The organism is Pseudomonas sp. IPO3749 (assembly GCF_013386605.1).
Lineage (GTDB): Bacteria > Pseudomonadota > Gammaproteobacteria > Pseudomonadales > Pseudomonadaceae > Aquipseudomonas > Aquipseudomonas azotoformans_A.
On the sequence record NZ_JACARN010000112.1, the window covers coordinates 13,511 to 31,781 of the forward strand.

Annotated in this window: 6 protein-coding genes; 4 read left to right on the top strand and 2 right to left on the bottom strand. The window is 63.4% G+C overall.

Annotation, left to right across the window (positions count from 1 at the left end):
* Positions 1 to 7: 7 nt before the first annotated feature.
* Positions 8 to 1,786, bottom strand: a complete 1,779-nt coding sequence (locus HX812_RS30230; protein ID WP_038844365.1) for an acyclic terpene utilization AtuA family protein — start codon at positions 1,784 to 1,786, stop codon at positions 8 to 10.
* A gap of 153 nt (positions 1,787 to 1,939) precedes the next feature.
* Here HX812_RS30230 and HX812_RS30235 point away from each other — a divergent pair, with 153 nt between their 5' ends.
* Positions 1,940 to 2,563, top strand: coding sequence for a TetR/AcrR family transcriptional regulator (locus tag HX812_RS30235; RefSeq protein WP_038844366.1), 624 nt, complete (start codon positions 1,940 to 1,942; stop codon positions 2,561 to 2,563).
* Between the two features lie 94 nt (positions 2,564 to 2,657).
* Complete coding sequence (locus HX812_RS30240; protein ID WP_080642369.1) at positions 2,658 to 3,446, top strand: ABC transporter substrate-binding protein; 789 nt, start codon at positions 2,658 to 2,660, stop codon at positions 3,444 to 3,446.
* A gap of 46 nt (positions 3,447 to 3,492) precedes the next feature.
* Here the strand turns inward: HX812_RS30240 and HX812_RS30245 are convergent, their stop codons facing one another.
* Complete coding sequence (locus HX812_RS30245) at positions 3,493 to 4,044, bottom strand: RNA polymerase factor sigma-70 (protein ID WP_005789991.1); 552 nt, start codon at positions 4,042 to 4,044, stop codon at positions 3,493 to 3,495.
* 302 nt (positions 4,045 to 4,346) lie between these two features.
* Here HX812_RS30245 and HX812_RS30250 point away from each other — a divergent pair, with 302 nt between their 5' ends.
* Both HX812_RS30250 and HX812_RS30255 read left to right on the top strand, forming a co-directional pair.
* Positions 4,347 to 5,099, top strand: a complete 753-nt coding sequence (locus HX812_RS30250; RefSeq protein WP_038844369.1) for a thioesterase II family protein — start codon at positions 4,347 to 4,349, stop codon at positions 5,097 to 5,099.
* A gap of 54 nt (positions 5,100 to 5,153) precedes the next feature.
* Positions 5,154 to 18,044, top strand: a complete 12,891-nt coding sequence (locus tag HX812_RS30255; RefSeq protein WP_177128240.1) for a non-ribosomal peptide synthetase — start codon at positions 5,154 to 5,156, stop codon at positions 18,042 to 18,044.
* Positions 18,045 to 18,271 lie beyond the last annotated feature (227 nt).

Consider the following 18,271-nt stretch of genomic DNA (forward strand, 5'->3'; position numbering starts at 1 on the left):
GCTCCTGTTAGTTGAGTGAATCTGCGATGTGCTGCGGCACGGCGATGGGGATTTCCAGCAGTTGCTGGGCGAAGGCCTTGCCCTGCGGGTCGATGCGCAGGCTGGCGATACCGCCGCCGCCCAGGGCATTTTCCAGAAGGAAGTTGAGGCTGTGGCTGCCCGGTAAATACCAGCGCTCGACGCGGCCATGGACGGGGTCCAGCACATGGCTCATCCAGTCGACGATCACTTCCGGGGTCAGCGCCTCGGCGATCCACGGCAAGTACTCGGGATCGCGGGCGATCACGCCGATGTTGCTTTGGTTGCCCTTGTCGCCGGAGCGCGCCACGGCCAGTTTCACCAATGGCACGTTGGCGTCGGCGTGGCCTTGGGGTTTGGGCGGGGCAATCGGTGCTTCGGGCAGGGCGGGGGCGTCGGCAACCGGCAGGGTGCAGGCATGGCGTTCGCCCTGATAGTCGATCAGCAGCTCGCAGGCGGATTTATCGATCAGGAATGAAAACAGCCGGATCAACGGGTACACGCTCGGTCGTCCGCCGACGATGCCGGTCAGGCCCGGCGCCATGCCGGTGGCGGCTTGGGCGATCTCTCGGGCGAACAGCACCAGCGCCTGTTTACTCGGGTGACGCACCGCCAGTTTCACCACCACTTCGCGACAGTCCTGGCGCCTTGCGTGGGCGCCGTAGGTCGCTTCGCTGCCGAGCAGTTCGATGTTCACCTCGGTGTACGGCGCCCAGCCGCGTTGGCTGAACAGCTCCGAGGTCTTGTCGATGATCGCCTGGCTGACCCGCTCGGCCTTCGCCACCGCCTCGATTCCGGCGATCAGGCAACTGGCGGTGCAGCGGAAGCCGTCCGGGTAGGTCGCACTGACTTTGTACTGATCGGTGGGGGGCAAGCCCTTGGCGCCGTGCAGGCGCACACGGTTCTTGCCTTGCTGCTGCAACTTGACCTGGCTGAAGTCGCAGATCACATCCGGCAGCCGGTAGGCACGCGGGTCACCGATTTCATACAGCAGTTGTTCGGCGACGCTGAGTTCGCTGATCAACCCACCGGTGCCGTCGACCTTACTGACGGTGAACTGCCCGTCGGCGCTGACCTCAACGATGGGAAAACCGATGTGTGCGTAGTCCGGCACGTCGCGCCAATCGGTGAAATTACCGCCGGTGCACTGCGCGCCGCATTCGATGATATGGCCGGCCAAGGCGGCCTGGGCGAGGCGGTCGTAGTCCTGCCAGGACCAGTCGAATTCGTGCACCAGTGCCGCGCTGACCACGGCGCTGTCGACCACGCGGCCAGTAATGACGATATCCGCACCCAGTGCCAGCGCCTGTGCGATGCCCGGCGCACCGAGGTAGGCATTGGCGGACACGCACACGGGCGGCAACGGCGTGCCGTTGAACATGTCGGTGATGTTGTGCAGTTGCTTGAGTTGGGGCAGCAGGTCATCGCCCAGCAGCACGGCGATTTTGAGTGTGACACCGGCCTTGTCACAGGCCGCTTGCAGGGCGGCGGCGCAGGCCTGAGGATGGATGCCGCCGGCGTTGCTGATCACGCGAATGCCCTGGCGCTGGATATCCGACAGCAATGGCGTGAGCACTTCGACAAAATCCGTGGCGTAGCCCGCCTGGGGATCCTTCATGCGCGCGCCGGCGAGGATCGACATCGTGACTTCCGCCAGGTAGTCGAACACCAGGTAATCCAGTGTGCCGCCGTGCACCAGTTGGGCGGCGGCGGTGCAGGTGTCGCCCCAGAAGGCGCTGGCGCAGCCGATACGAACCGTCTTGCTCATGAGAAATCCTTCCTCGAATGGCTGTGGGCGAGACTACCAAGCAAGCGCTTGGTTTGTAAACTCCAGTCACAAGTTTTAGCCAAGCGCTTGCTTGGGTGGCCGCCACGGCCTAAATTGCCGGCCAAGACGTCCGTGAAAGTAGAGGAGAGAGGCATGGATGAGCATAAAGCCCTGCGGGTGATGCGCACCATGGTAGACGGCGGCCAATTGACCGACCCCGACAGCGCACGCGGCAAGCTGCTGCAGACTGCGGCCCACTTGTTTCGCAACAAGGGCTTCGAGCGCACCACCGTGCGCGACCTGGCCAGCGCCGTGGGCATCCAGTCCGGCAGCATCTTTCATCACTTCAAGAGCAAGGACGAGATCCTGCGCGCAGTGATGGAAGAAACCATCCACTACAACACCGCGATGATGCGCGCGTCCCTTGAGGAAGCCACCAACGTACGCGAGCGGGTGCTGGCGCTGATCCGCTGCGAATTGCAGTCGATCATGGGCGGCAGCGGCGAGGCCATGGCGGTACTGGTGTACGAATGGCGTTCACTGTCGGCTGAAGGCCAAGCCCAAGTGCTGGCCCTGCGTGACGTGTATGAGGCGCTCTGGCTGCAAGTGCTGGGCGAGGCCAAGGATGCTGGCTATATCCGTGGCGACGTATTTATTACGCGACGTTTCCTGACCGGTGCCCTGTCTTGGACCACCACTTGGTTTCGCGCCGAGGGCAGCCTGACGCTCGAGCAATTGGCCGAAGAAGCCCTGCTCATGGTTCTGAAAGCCGATTGAGGTGCAAGCTATTAATTTGCCGGTAGAAAGTTGTCTCGCCAGACAAAAACGCCTAGCTTATCGCCATTAGCGTTTTTGAACGGTGTGTGCCTTGATGTTTTCGCCATGGCGGCTGGCTGCAGGACTTACCTTTTGGGCACTGGGCACCGCGTGGTGGATGCCGGCGTCGGCGGCGCAGTTGGTGCGCATTGGCGCGGCGCACTTTCCGCCCTACACCGTGCGCCCGGAGCAGGGCGCCGATACCGGTTTGCTGCCGCAACTGGTCGAGGCGTTGAACGCCGCGCAAACCGATTACCAGTTTGTGTTGGTGCCTACCTCAATCCCTCGGCGTTTCCGCGATTTCGAGCAGGGCCGAATCGATATGGCCATCTTCGAAAACCCCGCCTGGGGCTGGCAGAAGATTCCCCACACCAGCGTCGACATGGGCCTGGAAGACGCCGAAATCTTCGTCGCCCAGCGTGAACCCGGCCGTGACCAGGCTTATTTCGCTGACCTGAACGGCAAGCGCCTGGCGGTATTCAGCGGTTATCACTACGCCTTTGCCAACTTCAACCCCGACCCCAAGTACATGGCCGAGCACTTCAACGCCACGTTGACCTATTCCCATGACAGCAACTTGCTGATGGTCGCGCGCGGGCGTGCCGACATCGCCCTGGTGACGCGTTCGTACTTGAGTGATTTCATGGTGCGCAACGCGGACATGGCCGGGCAGTTCCTGGTGTCGGAACGCATCGATCAGGTCTATCACCATTACGCCTTGCTGCGCCCGAAAGCGCCGATCACGGGGGAGGCGTTTGCCGCGTTGCTCAAGCGCTTGCGCGATGATGGCGAGATGCTGAAGATTTTTGAGCCGTATCGCATTGATGTGACGGCGGTGCCCTGAGTGTGGGAGCGGGCAAGCCCGCTCCCACATTTCCTACAGCGGTGTGTCACACCCGTCGCGCAAACGTATCACTATGGCTGCCCGACACCTTGCGGCAGTGCACCAGCGCATCCCGGATCATGAAGTTCACCAGGGTCGGCGAGACGCCGAGTTCCTTGGCGATATCCTTTTGCGGCACGCCGTGCAGGCGGTACATCTCGAACGCGTAGCGGGTGCGTTGCGGCAGCTCCGTCAGGGCGTCGGCGATGTTTTCCAGGGTGTTGAAGTTGATGTGCGAGGTTTCCGGTGAAGCGCCGTGAATAACCACATTCAAGCCTTCCTCTTCCGTCCCGGAGTATTTGAGCTCCAGGGCCTGCTTGCGGTAGTGATCGATGGCCAGGTTGCGCACGATCTGGAACAGATAACTCAATTGCGCCTTGAACGATGACGTGATCGTCGGCGCCGACTGCAGCCGGAAGTAGGCGTCCTGCACTACGTCTTCGGCGCGGGAGCGGCAGCCGGTAATGCGTGCCGCGATCTTCACCAGAATCAGCCGATTATCGACGAATGCCTGGAGAAGCGGTGAGTCGCACCTGCCTGTGGATACTTGTTCCGTCATGGAAATCACCTTGTCGCAAAAGAGGTTAGGGGAGGGCGTCCTTGCTGAGGCCTCCTACACATCGGGCAACAAATTATGCTGAATGATAATGATTGTCAAATGAGAAGGCGAACTAATCTTATGCTTTCTTGTTAGGTGTGAACCACGTCTCGCGCGTAGCCGGCGACTAATTATTTGCCGGTGCCGTCCGTTCTTCTGGGTGACAGGTCCGTTAGCGAAACGGCCAAGGATCAGCACCCGCAGGAGGACGAAATGGGTTTCTATCGTGCATACAGCGTGTTTCAGTTTGGAGTCGTCACTCGATGAGTACGCCGACCCGACTGCGCCTGTTCTGCCTGCCCTATTCGGGCGCCAGCGCCATGGTTTACGCACGCTGGCGCCGATCCCTGCCTGAGTGGTTGCAGGTATGCCCACTGGAATTGCCGGGGCGTGGCATGCGCATGGACGAGCCGCTGCAACGCGACATCAAGGTCTTGGCCGCCCAGCTCGCGGATGAAATCAGCCGCGACTTGAACGGCCCCTACGCCTTGTTCGGCCACAGCCTTGGCGGCCTGCTCGCCTTTGAATTGGCGCATGCGTTGCGTGCGCGCAATGTGCCGCCGCCGCTGGCCCTTTTCGCTTCCGGAACGGCCGGGCCGGCGCGTCGTGACGTCAGTGAATACGCCATCGAAAAGACCGACGAACAACTGATCGCCCGCCTGCGCGAACTGCAAGGCACCGCCGAGGAAGCCCTGGCCAACCCCGAGTTGATGCAGTTGATGCTGCCGATCCTGCGCGCCGATTTCCTGCTGTGCGGCAGCTTCACCTACGGCGAGCGCGCACCGCTGGGCATGCCGATCCACGTGTTCGGTGGCAAGCAGGACAGCGTGCGCGCCGACCAGTTGCTCGACTGGCAGCTCGACGCTGCCAGCGGTTTTTCCCTGGACATGTTCGACGGCCACCACTTCTTCCTCATGCAACACGAAAGCGCCGTGCTGCGCTGCATGCGGCGTTACGCCGACGAACACCTGGCCCGCTGGCGTAATGGCGCGGCACGGTCACTCGCCGTCGGCTGAGCAAGCCCCCCGAATTGTTGAATTTCCCGTAAGCCGATTTCAGGCAGGAACCCCATGATGGACGCCTTTGAACTTCCCCGCACCCTGGTCCAGTCCCTTCAACGTCGCGCCGCGCAGACCCCGGACCAGGTCGCCCTGCGCTTCCTCGCCGAATCCGCCGAGCACAGCGTCGTGCTCAGTTACCGCGACCTGGACCAGCGCGCCCGCACCATCGCCGCCGCCTTGCAAGCCAATGCGGACCTGGGCGACCGTGCCGTGCTGTTGTTTCCCAGCGGCCCGGATTACGTCGCGGCGTTCTTTGGTTGCCTCTACGCGGGGGTGATCGCGGTGCCGGCCTATCCGCCGGAGTCCACCCGCCGTCATCATCAGGAGCGCCTGCTCTCGATCATCAGCGATGCCGAGCCGCGCCTGCTGCTGACCATCGCCAGCCTCGCCGATGGCTTGTCGCAGATCGAAAACGCGCCGCCGGTAGTGAGCGTCGATAGCTTGGAAAGTGTCGGCCATTGGGTCGCCCCTGACCTGCACCCGGACGATATCGCCTTCCTGCAATACACCTCCGGTTCCACTTCGCTGCCCAAGGGCGTGCAGGTCAGCCACGGCAACCTGGTCGCCAACGAAGTGCTGATCCGTCGCGGTTTCGGCATTGACCTGAACCCGGATGACGTGATCGTCAGCTGGCTGCCGCTGTACCACGATATGGGCCTGATCGGCGGCCTGCTGCAACCGATCTTCAGTGGCGTGCCCTGCGTGCTGATGTCGCCGGCCTACTTCCTGGGTCGGCCATTGCGCTGGCTGGAAGCGATCAGCGAATACGGCGGCACCATCAGCGGTGGCCCGGATTTCGCTTATCGCCTGTGCAGCGAAAGGGTCAGCGACTCGGCCCTGGAACGCCTGGACCTGAGCCGGTGGCGCGTGGCCTATTCCGGTTCCGAACCGATCCGCCTCGACACCCTGGAACGCTTCGCCGAGAAGTTCGCCGCCTGCGGTTTCACCCCGAATAATTTCTTTGCCTCCTACGGCCTGGCCGAGGCGACCCTGTTTGTCGCCGGTGGCAGCCGTGGCCACGGCATCCCCGCGCTGCGCGTCGACGAGCAGGCCCTGGCCGCCAACCGCGCCGAACCGGGGCAGGGCAGTGCGATCATGAGCTGTGGCACCAGCCAGCCGGAACACGCGGTGCTGATCGCGGACCCGCACACGCTTACAGAAGTGGCCGACAATCACGTCGGTGAGCTCTGGGCCACCGGCCCGAGCATCGCCCACGGCTACTGGCGCAACCCCGAAGCTACCGCCAAGACCTTCGTGCAGCACGCCGGCCGTACCTGGCTGCGCACTGGCGATCTGGGCTTCATCCGTGACGGCGAGGTGTATATCACCGGTCGCCTCAAGGACTTGCTGATCGTGCGTGGCCACAACCTGTATCCCCAGGACATCGAGCAGACCATCGAGCGCGAAGTGGAAGTGGTGCGCAAAGGCCGGGTTGCGGCCTTTGCGGTGAATGAGCAGGGCCTGGAAGGTATCGGCATTGCCGCCGAAATCAGCCGCAGCGTGCAGAAAATCCTGCCGCCCGAAGCGCTGATCAAGGCGATCCGCCAGGCCGTTGCCGAGGCGTATCAAGAGGTGCCAAGCGTAGTGGTGCTGCTCAACCCCGGCGCCTTGCCCAAGACCTCCAGCGGCAAAGTACAGCGCGCAGCCTGTGCGCTGCGCCACAAGGACGGCAGCCTGGACAGCTATGCGCAGTTCCCCGACCTGCAAACGCAGGTGCGCGAAGGCGCGCTGGAATCCGAGTTGCACAACCAGATCGCGGCGATCTGGTGTGAACAACTGAACATCGCAAGCGTTGCCGCCGATGATCATTTCTTCCTGCTCGGCGGCAACTCCATCACCGCCACCCAGGTGGTCGCACGCCTGCGCGAAACTCTCGGCCTGGAACTGAACCTGCGCATGCTGTTCGAAGCGCCGACCCTGGAAGGCTTTGCCGCCAACGTTGCGCAGTTGCAGCAAGACGGTGGCGTCGCCCAAGGCGCGATTCAGCGCCTGTCACGCCAAGAGGAGTTGCCTCAATCCCTGGCACAGAACCGCCTATGGATCACCTGGCAACTGGACCCGCACAGCAGCGCCTACACCATCCCCGGCGCCCTGCGCCTGCGCGGCGAGCTGGATGAAGACGCCGTGCGTGCCAGCTTCCAACAACTGATCCAGCGCCACGAAGCCCTGCGTACCTGCTTCTACGAGCGCGACGGCCGGGCCTTCCAGCGTGTTGACGCCAAGGCGGATTTCGACCTGCAAGTCATCGACCTCAGCGACCTGCCTGTTGCCGAGCGCGAAGCCCGTGCGCAACAGATCCGCGAAGACGAAGCACGCACCCAGTTCGACCTGGAAAAAGGCCCGCTGTTGTGGGTGACCCTGGTGCGCCTGGACGATGAAGATCACCAACTGCTGGTGACGCTGCACCACATCATCGCCGACGGCTGGTCGCTGAACATTTTGATCGATGAATTCTCGCGCCTGTACGCCGCCGCCGCCCAGGGCCAAACCCTGGAGCTGCCGCCCCTGGCCCTGCAATACGCCGACTACGGCAGTTGGCAGCGCCAATGGCTGGCCGAAGGTGAAGGCCAGCGTCAACTGGCGTACTGGAAAGCACAGCTGGGTGAAGAGCATCCCACCCTGAGCCTTGCGACCGACCACCCGCGCTCGGCACACCACCGCCACAGTGCCTCACGCCACACCGTGCGCCTTGGCGCGAGCCTCAGCGAAGCGATTCGCCACGCCGCCCAGGCCAACGAGTCCACCCCGTTCATGCTGTTGCTGGCAGCGTTCCAGAGCCTGCTGCATCGCTACAGCGGCCAGCGCGACATTCGCATCGGCGTGCCCAACGCCAATCGCCCGCGCCAGGAAACCCAAGGCCTGGTCGGCTTCTTCATCAACACGCTGGTGTTACGTGCCGAGCTGGACGCACGCCTGCCGTTCAACGCGCTATTGGCCGCCACACGCCAGGCGGCGCTGGGTGCCCAGGCCCATCAGGACCTGCCGTTCGAACAACTGCTGGAAGCCTTCCCACAGGCACGCGAACAGGGCCTGTTCCAGGTCATGTTCAACCACCAGCAACGCGACCTCAGCGCCTTGCGCCGCCTGCCCGGCATGCTCGCCGACGAGTTGCCGTGGCACAGCCGCGAAGCCAAGTTCGACCTGCAACTGCACACCGAAGAAGACCGCAACGGGCGTCTGAGCCTGTCGTTCGACTACGCCGATGAACTGTTCGAAAACGCGACCATCCAGCGCCTGGCCGAGCACTACATCAACCTGTTGCACGCCGTCTGCGAGCAGCCCCAGCAAGCCATCGGCGACCTTGCGCTGATGCAGCACGACGAACAGGCGCTTTACAGCGAAGCACCCTGCGCACCGGCCCAGCAGTGGTTGCCGGAACTGCTCAACGATCAGACCTCGGACAACACTGCGCTGGTCTGGGACGGCGGCAGCCTGACCTTCGCCCAACTGCACACCCAGGCCAACCGCCTGGCCCATTACCTGCGTGACAAAGGCGTCGGCCCGGACGTGTGCGTGGCCATCGCCGCCGAGCGTTCGCCGCAACTGTTGATCGGCTTGCTGGCGATCATCAAGGCCGGTGGCGCCTACGTGCCGCTGGACCCGGATTACCCCGCCGAACGCCTGGCCTACATGCTCAAGGACAGCGGCGTTCACCTGTTGCTGACCCAGACCGCGCTGCTGGACCAGGTGCCGAGTAGTGACCGCGTGTGCGTCATTGCCATGGACAGCCTGCATCTGGACAGCTGGCCGACCCAGCCACCCGGCCTGCACCTGCACGGCGATAACCTCGCCTACGTAATCTACACCTCCGGCTCCACCGGCCAGCCCAAAGGCGTGGGCAACACGCATGCCGCGCTGGCCGAGCGCTTGCAGTGGATGCAGGCCACTTATCAACTCAATGAAACCGACGTGCTGATGCAAAAGGCGCCGATCAGTTTCGACGTGTCGGTGTGGGAATGCTTCTGGCCGCTGATCACCGGATGCCAGCTGGTACTGGCTGGTCCTGGTGAGCATCGCGACCCACATCGCATCGCCCAGTTGGTGCAGGAACACGGGGTGACCACGCTGCACTTTGTGCCGCCGCTGTTGCAGTTGTTTATCGACGAGCCGTTGGTGGCTGAATGCACAAGCCTGCGTCGCTTGTTCTCGGGTGGTGAAGCCTTGCCCGCCGAGTTGCGCAACCGCGTGTTGGCGCAGTTGCCGGCGGTGCAGTTGCACAACCGTTATGGCCCGACCGAAACCGCGATCAACGTGACCCACTGGCACTGCCGCGCCGAAGACGGCGAGCGCTCGCCAATCGGCCGGCCACTGGGCAATGTGATCTGCCGCGTGCTGGATGAACAGCTCAACCCCGTGCCGCTGGGCGTGCCGGGTGAGCTGTGCATCGGCGGTATCGGCCTGGCCCGGGGTTACCTCGGGCGTGCCGGGCTGACGGCGGAGCGTTTTGTTGCCGATCCCTCTGGTGAGGCCGGCGCACGCTTGTACCGCACCGGTGACCGCGCGCGTTGGAATGCTGACGGCGTGATCGAGTACCTCGGTCGCCTCGATCAGCAGGTCAAGCTGCGCGGCTTCCGTGTGGAACCGGAAGAAATCGAAGCGCGCATGCTTGGCCTGGACGGCATCGCCCAAGCCGTCGTGCAGGTGCATGACGGGCAGTTGATCGGCTACTTCACCGCCCAGGGCAGCCTGGACGAACAGCAGGTCAAAACCGCGTTGGCCGCCGAATTGCCGGAGTACATGGTGCCCGCGCTGTTGATGCGCCTGGACGCCATGCCGCTGAGCCCCAGCGGTAAGCTGGACCGCCGCGCGTTACCGGAGCCGGTGTGGCAAGTGCGTGAACATGTCGAACCTGAAACCCCGCTGCAACAGCAGATCGCCGCGATCTGGCGCGAAGTCCTCGGCCTGCCAGGCATTGGTCTGCGCGATGATTTCTTCGCCCTCGGCGGCCACTCGTTGCTGGCCACGCAGATCATCTCCCGCACCCGCCAGGCCTGTGACGTCGAGCTGCCGTTGCGCACCTTGTTTGAAGCCAGTGAGTTGGGGGCGTTTGTCGAGCAGGTCGGCCTGATCCAGGCTTCAGGCCAGCGCAACCAACAGACGGCCATCGCCAAGGTCGACCGCAGCCAGCCGGTGCCGTTGTCCTATTCCCAGCAGCGCATGTGGTTTCTGTGGCAGATGGAACCGGACAGCCCGGCCTACAACGTCGGCGGCATGGCGCGTTTGCGCGGCGTGCTGGATGTGGGGCGTTTCGAGGCGGCGTTGCAAGCGCTGATCATGCGTCATGAAACCCTGCGCACGACGTTCCCGAGCGTCGACGGCGTGGCCTATCAGAAGGTCTCGCCGCAAACGGGACTGCGCATGGACTGGCAGGATTTCTCCGCGCTGGGCGAAGCCGAACGCCAGCCGCGCCTGCAGCAACTGGCCGATCATGAGGCACACACGCCGTTCAACCTGGAAACCGGGCCGCTGCTGCGCGCGTGCCTGGTCAAGGCCGGCGAGCAGGAACACTACCTGGTCCTGACCCTGCACCACATCGTCACCGAAGGCTGGGCCATGGACATCTTTGCCCGTGAACTCAGCGCCTTGTACGAAGCCTTTATCGACGAGCGCGACTCGCCGCTGGCGCCGCTGCCGGTGCAATACCTCGACTACAGCGTGTGGCAGCGCCAGTGGCTGGAATCCGGCGAACGTCAGCGCCAGCTGGATTACTGGACCGCGCAACTGGGCAATGAACACCCGCTGCTGGAACTGCCCGGCGACCGTCCACGCCCACCGGTGCAAAGCCACCAGGGCGAGCTGTACCGCTTCGATTTAAGCGATGACCTCGCAGCCCGCGTGCGCGCTTTCAATGCCGAACGCGGCCTGACCCTGTTCATGACCATGACCGCCACCCTGGCCGTGTTGCTCTACCGCTACAGCGGCCAGACCGACCTGCGTATCGGCGCCCCGGTGGCCAACCGCATTCGCCCGGAAAGCGAAGGCCTGATCGGTGCGTTCCTCAACACCCAGGTGCTGCGTTGCCAGCTCAATGGGCAGATGAACGTTGCTGAACTTTTCGAGCAGGTACGTCACACCGTGATCGAGGGCCAGTCCCATCAAGACCTGCCCTTCGACCACTTGGTGGAAGCCCTGCAACCGCCGCGCAGCGCGGCGTACAACCCGCTGTTCCAGGTGATGTGCAACGTGCAGCGCTGGGAGTTCCAGCAGAGCCGTCAATTGGCCGGCATGACCGTTGAATACCTGGCCAACGATGCCCGCGCGACCAAGTTCGACCTCAACCTGGAAGTCACCGACCTCGATCATCGGCTGGGTTGCTGCCTGACCTACAGCACCGACCTGTTTGACGAGCCGCGCATTGCACGCATGGCCGAGCATTGGCGCAACTTGTTGGAAGCCTTGATCGCGGATCCGCAGCAACGCCTCAGCGAATTGCCGTTGCTGGGCGCGGATGAACAGCGTGTGTTGCAAGACAGCCTGGGCATTGAGAAAGGCGAGCACCGTCTCGATCAGTGCATCCACCCACTGTTCAGCCAGCAGGCGGCAGCCCGTGGCGATGCGCCGGCGCTGACCTTTGCCGGCGTGACCCTCAGCTACCGTGAACTCGACGAACGCGCCAACCGCCTGGCCTGGATGCTGCGCGAACGTGGCGTCGGCCCGCAGGTGCGTGTCGGCCTGGCGTTGCCGCGCTCCCTGGAAATGGTCATCGGCCTGCTGGCGATTCTCAAGGCCGGCGGCGCCTATGTGCCGCTGGACCCGGAATACCCGCTGGACCGCCTGCACTACATGATCGAAGACAGCGGCATCGGCCTGCTGCTCAGCGATGCGGCGATGTTCGAAGCCCTCGGCGAGTTGCCGGCCACCGTGGCGTGCTGGTGCCTGGAAGATGACTCGCCAGTGCTGGCCAACTACCCGGCCGATGCGCTGCCATTTATCAGCCTGCCGCAACACCAGGCGTACTTGATCTACACCTCCGGTTCCACCGGCAAGCCGAAAGGCGTGGTGGTGTCCCACGGTGAAATCGCCATGCATTGCGCGGCGGTGATCGAGCGGTTTGGCATGCGCGCGGAGGACTGCGAGCTGCACTTCTATTCGATCAACTTCGACGCCGCCACCGAGCGCCTGCTGGTGCCGCTGCTCAGCGGTGCGCAGGTGGTGTTGCGGGCGCAGGGCCAGTGGGATGCAGAAGAAATCTGCGGGCTTATCCGCACCCATGGCATCAACATCCTGGGCTTCACGCCGAGTTACGGCAGCCAGTTGGCGCAGTGGTTGGCGACTCAACAACAAACCTTGCCGGTACGCATGTGCATCACCGGCGGCGAAGCCCTGACCGGCGAACACTTGCAGCGCATCCGCGCCGCGTTCCAGCCACAGGTGTTCTTCAACGCCTATGGCCCGACTGAAACCGTGGTGATGCCGCTGGCCAGCCTCGCGCCTGAGCAGTTGGAGGAGGGCGCCGCCAGCGTGCCGATCGGCAGCATCATCGGTGACCGCGTGGCGTACATCCTCGACGCCGACCTGGCCCTTGTGCCACAGGGCGCGACCGGCGAGTTGTACGTCGGCGGCGCCGGCCTGGCCCAGGGGTATCACCAGCGTCCGGGAATGACCGCCGAGCGTTTTGTCGCCGATCCATTCGCGAGCAATGGCGGGCGCCTGTACCGCACCGGTGACCTGGTGCGCCAACGCGCCGATGGCCTGGTGGAGTACCTGGGGCGGATCGACCATCAGGTGAAAATCCGTGGTTTCCGTATCGAACTGGGCGAGATCGAAACCCGCCTGCTCGAACACGCTGCCGTGCGCGAAGCAGTGGTGTTGGCGCTGGATTCGCCGAGCGGCAAACAGCTGGTGGCGTATCTGGTCAGCGATGCGGAACACGGCGCGCTGCGTGACGCGCTGAAGGCCCATCTCAAGGCGCAACTGCCGGACTACATGGTGCCCGCGCACCTGATCGTGCTGGACAGCATGCCGCTGACCGCCAACGGCAAACTTGATCGCCGTGCCTTGCCGCAACCGGATCCTGAGGCAAACCGCCAAACATATGTGGCGCCACGCAACGAGCTTGAACAGACGTTGGCGGCGATCTGGTGCGCCGTGCTGAACGTGCAGCAAGTCGGCCTGGACGATAACTTCTTTGAGCTGGGTGGCGACTCGATCCTGTCGATCCAGGTGGTCAGCCGTGCGCGACAGGCCGGGATTCACTTCAGCCCCCGTGACCTGTTCCAGCACCAAACCGTGCAGACCCTAGCCGCCGTGGCCACGCGCTCCGAGCAGGTCACGGCAGAGCAGGGCGTGCTGACCGGCAGCTCGGGCCTCACGCCAATCCAGCATTGGTTCTTCGACACCGACATCCCAAACCGTCATCACTGGAACCAGGCGCTGGTCCTCAAGCCGCTGCAACTGCTCGACCCCCATCGCCTGGAACAAGCGCTGCTGGCAGTGCTGGAACACCACGACGCCCTGCGCCTGAGCTTCTGCCAGCGGGATGCGCAATGGCACGCCGAGCATTTGGCTGTGCCGCAAGGCGGCGTGCTGATGCAGGCGCAAGTGCGCGACATGGCGCAGTGCACCGCGCTGTTCACCGACACCCAACGCAGCCTCGACCTGCAACACGGCCCGCTGCTGCGCGCCTTGCTGGTGGACGGACCCGAGGGGCAGCAACGCTTGCTGATCGCGATCCATCACCTGGTGGTGGATGGCGTGTCCTGGCGCGTGTTGTTGGAGGACCTGCAAAACGTCTACCGCCAACTCAGCGAAGGCCAGTCCGTCAGTCTGCCGGCCAAGACCAGCGCCTTGCGTGATTGGGCTGCGCGTTTGCAGGCCTATGCCGGCAGTGAATCCCTGCGTGAAGAGTTGAGCGTCTGGCAAGACCAATTGGCTGGGCCGGAAACCGTATTGCCAGTGGCCCGTCCACAAGGCTCGCTGCGCAACCGCGACGCCGACACCGTCAGCGTGCGCCTGGATGCCGAACACACCCGCCAGTTGCTGCAACAGGCGCCAAGCGCCTACCGCACCCAAGTCAACGACCTGCTGCTGACCGCCTTGGCCCGCGTGGTATGCCGCTGGAGCGGCCACGCTTCGACGCTGATCCAACTGGAAGGCCATGGCCGTGAAACCCTGTTCGATGACATCGACCTGACCCGCAGCGTCGGCTGGTTCACCAGTGCTTACCCGCTGCGCCTGACCCCGCACGCCGGGCAGGGCGATTCGATCAAGGCGATCAAGGAGCAACTGCGCGCCGTACCGCATAAAGGCCTGGGCTATGGCGTGCTGCGCTACCTGGCCGATGACCTGTGCAAGCAGACCATGGCTGCGCTGCCGAGCGCGCCGCTCACCTTCAACTACCTCGGCCAGTTCGACCAGAGCTTCGGTGCCGATGCCTTGTTCCACCCGCTGGACGAGTCCGCCGGCCTGGCCCATGACCCGGACGCGCCGCTGCCCAACGAGTTGAGCGTCGACAGCCAGGTGTACGGCGGTGAACTGGTGCTGCGCTGGACCTTCAGCCGCGAGCGTCACGATCAACAGAGCATCCATGAACTGGCGGATGCCTACCTCGCTGAGCTGCAAAGCCTGGTCGCGCATTGCCTGCAGGACGATGCCGGAGGCCTCACGCCGTCCGACTTCCCGTTGGCGCACTTGACCCAGTCGCAACTCGACAGCCTGCCGATTGCCGCCAGCGCCATCGAAGACGTCTACCCGCTGACCCCGATGCAGGAAGGCCTGCTGCTGCACACCCTGCTGGAGCCCGGCACCGGCCTCTACTACATGCAGGACCGCTACCGCATCAACAGCGCATTGGACCCGGAGCGTTTCGCCCAGGCCTGGCAGGCGGTGATCGCCCGCCACGAATCCCTGCGCGCCTCGTTCTGCTGGAACGTCGGCGAAGACATGCTGCAAGTGATCCACAAACCGGGCAGCACGCCGATTGAATACCTGGACTGGAGCAACGCGCCGGAAAGCGAACAGGAACCGCGTCTGCAAGCGCTGCTCAAGCAAGAGCGCGAAGCCGGTTTCGATCTGCTCAACCAGGCACCGTTCCACCTGCGCCTGATCCGCGTCGGTGCCGAGCGCTACTGGTTCATGATGAGCAACCACCACATCCTTATCGATGCCTGGTGCCGTTCATTGCTGATGAATGACTTCTTCGAGCTTTACATGGCCCTGGGTGAAGGCCGCGACGCGCAACTGGCGACACCGCCGCGTTATCGCGACTACATCGCCTGGCTGCAACGCCAGAACCTCAACGAAGCGCGCCAGTGGTGGCAGCAGAACCTGCAAGGTTTCGAGCGCACCACGCCGATCCCGAGCGACCGGCCGTTCCTGCGTGAACACGCGGGCCACAGCGGCGGCATGGTGGTGGGCGATTGCTACACCCGCCTCGATGCCCGCGACGGTGCCCAACTGCGCGAACTGGCCCAGGCGCATCAACTGACTGTCAACACCTTTGCCCAGGCGGCATGGGCGCTGGTGCTGCGTCGCCTGAGCGGCGATCGCGACGTGTTGTTCGGTGTGACCGTGGCCGGCCGCCCGGTGGCAATGCCGGAGATGCAACGCACCGTCGGCCTGTTCATCAACAGCATCGCCCTGCGGGTGAAACTGCCCGAGGATGACCAGCGTTGCAGCGTGCGCCAGTGGCTGAGTGGTTTGCTCGACAGCAATATGCAACTGCGCGAGTACGAATACCTGCCGCTGGTGACGATCCAGGAACACAGCGAACTGCCCAAGGGCCAGCCGCTGTTCGACAGCCTGTTCGTGTTCGAAAACGCCCCGGTGGAAGTCTCGGTGCTGGACCGTGCGCAAAGCCTGAATGCCACCTCGGATTCCGGGCGGACCCACACCAACTTCCCGCTGACCGCCGTGTGCTATCCGGGTGATGACCTGGGTTTGCACCTCTCTTACGACCAGCGCTATTTCGACGAAAGCACCGTGCAAGGCATGCTCGGCGAGTTCAAGCGCCTGCTGCTGGCGTTGGTCCAAGGCTTCCATGGCGACATGGCCGACCTGCCGCTGATTGGCGAGCAGGAGCGTGAGTTCCTGGTAGAGGGCTGCAACCAGAGTGAGCATGTTTACCCGCTGGAGCGCAGCTACATCGAACTGTTCGAAGAACAGGTCGCCGCGCACCCGCAGCGCATCGCTGCCAGCTGCCTAGACCAGCAATGGACTTACGAGGAACTGAACCGCCGCAGCAACGGACTCGGCCATGCGCTGATAGCCGCGGGTGTCGGTCTGGATCAGCCGGTGGCATTGCTGGCCGAACGTAATCTCGATCTGCTCGGCATGATCATCGGCAGCTTCAAGGCGGGTGCAGGCTACTTGCCGCTGGACCCAGGCCTGCCAAGCCAGCGCCTGCGCAGCATCATCGACCTGAGTCGTACGCCGTTGCTGGTCTGCACCGAAGCATCCCGCGAGCAGGCCATCGAATTGCTGGAGGGTTTTGACTGCCAGTTGCTGGTGTGGGAAGAGATACCGGCACGTGGCGAAAACCCTGGCATCTACAGTGGCCCGGACAACCTCGCCTACGTGATCTACACCTCGGGCTCCACCGGCCTGCCCAAGGGCGTGATGGTGGAACAGCGCGGCATGCTCAACAACCAGTTGAGCAAGGTGCCTTACCTGGCCTTGAGCGACGCCGATGTGATTGCGCAAACCGCGTCGCAGAGCTTCGATATTTCCGTATGGCAGTTCCTCGCTGCGCCGTTGTTTGGCGCACAGGTGGATATCGTGCCGAACGCCATCGCCCATGATCCGCAGGGCTTGCTGGAGCATGTGCAGGCCCAAGGCATCACCGTGCTGGAAAGCGTGCCGTCGCTGATCCAAGGGATGCTCGCCCAGGACCGCATCAGCCTGGATGGCTTGCGCTGGATGCTGCCGACCGGTGAAGCGATGCCGCCGGAATTGGCGCATCAGTGGTTGCTGCGTTATCCGCAGATCGGGCTAGTCAACGCTTACGGCCCGGCGGAATGTTCGGACGATGTGGCGTTCTACCGCGTCGACCTGGCGTCTACCCGTGGCACCTATCTGCCGATTGGTACACCGACCGACAACAACCGTTTGTACCTGCTCGATGGCGCATTGGAGCTGGTGCCGCAAGGCGCGGTCGGCGAGTTGTGCGTGGCCGGTACGGGCGTCGGGCGGGGTTATGTCAGCGACCCGCTGCGCACTGCGCCGGTGTTTGTGCCGAACCCGTTTGGCGCACCGGGCGAGCGTCTGTATCGCACCGGCGACCTTGCACGTCGACGCAGTGATGGGGTGCTGGAGTACGTCGGGCGCATCGACCATCAGGTGAAGATTCGTGGCTACCGCATCGAACTGGGGGAAATCGAAGCGCGCCTGCATGAACAACCGCAAGTGCGCGACGCGGCGGTAGGCGTGCAGGAAGGCGTCAACGGCAAGCACCTGGTCGGCTACCTGGTGGCGGCGGATGAGGCACTGAACCCAAGCGAACGCCTGGATCGCATCAAGCAACGCCTGCGCGCCGAATTGCCCGAATACATGGTGCCGCTGCACTGGCTCTGGCTCGACCGCCTGCCGCTCAACGCCAACGGCAAACTCGACCGCAAGGCGCTGCCGGTGCTGGAGATCGGTCAGCTGCACAGCCAGGACTACCTGGCGCCGCGCAACGAACTGGAAAGCACCTTGGCCGCGATCTGGGCCGAAGTGCTGAAGGTTGAGCGGGTAGGGGTGCAAGACAACTTCTTCGAGCTGGGCGGGCATTCGTTGCTGGCCACACAGATTGCCTCGCGGGTGCAGAAGACCTTGCAGCGGGATGTGCCGCTAAGAGCGATGTTTGAATGCAGCACGGTGGCGGAGTTGGCTGAGTATATCGATGGGTTGGCGGCGAATGAGATCAGTGCCGAGAAGGTGGATCGGTTGAGTGATTTGATGGCGGAGTTGGAGGGACTTTAAGCGCGCCACTTGTCAGAACTGTCAGATCTGACAGTAGGCAAGATTTCTGATCCGAGCGTTAGATAACCGAAGCTTTTGGTTGGTAAAGCCAGCCTTGACGGTTATCTAACGTTGGACAGGAGTCTTATCGTGGCTAAAAAACCGATCCCTAAAAAAAACTCCACAGCTCAGGCTATGAGCGCTGCGCCCGCTCCATCAACCAAGGCAATCACAGCTGAATTACCCTA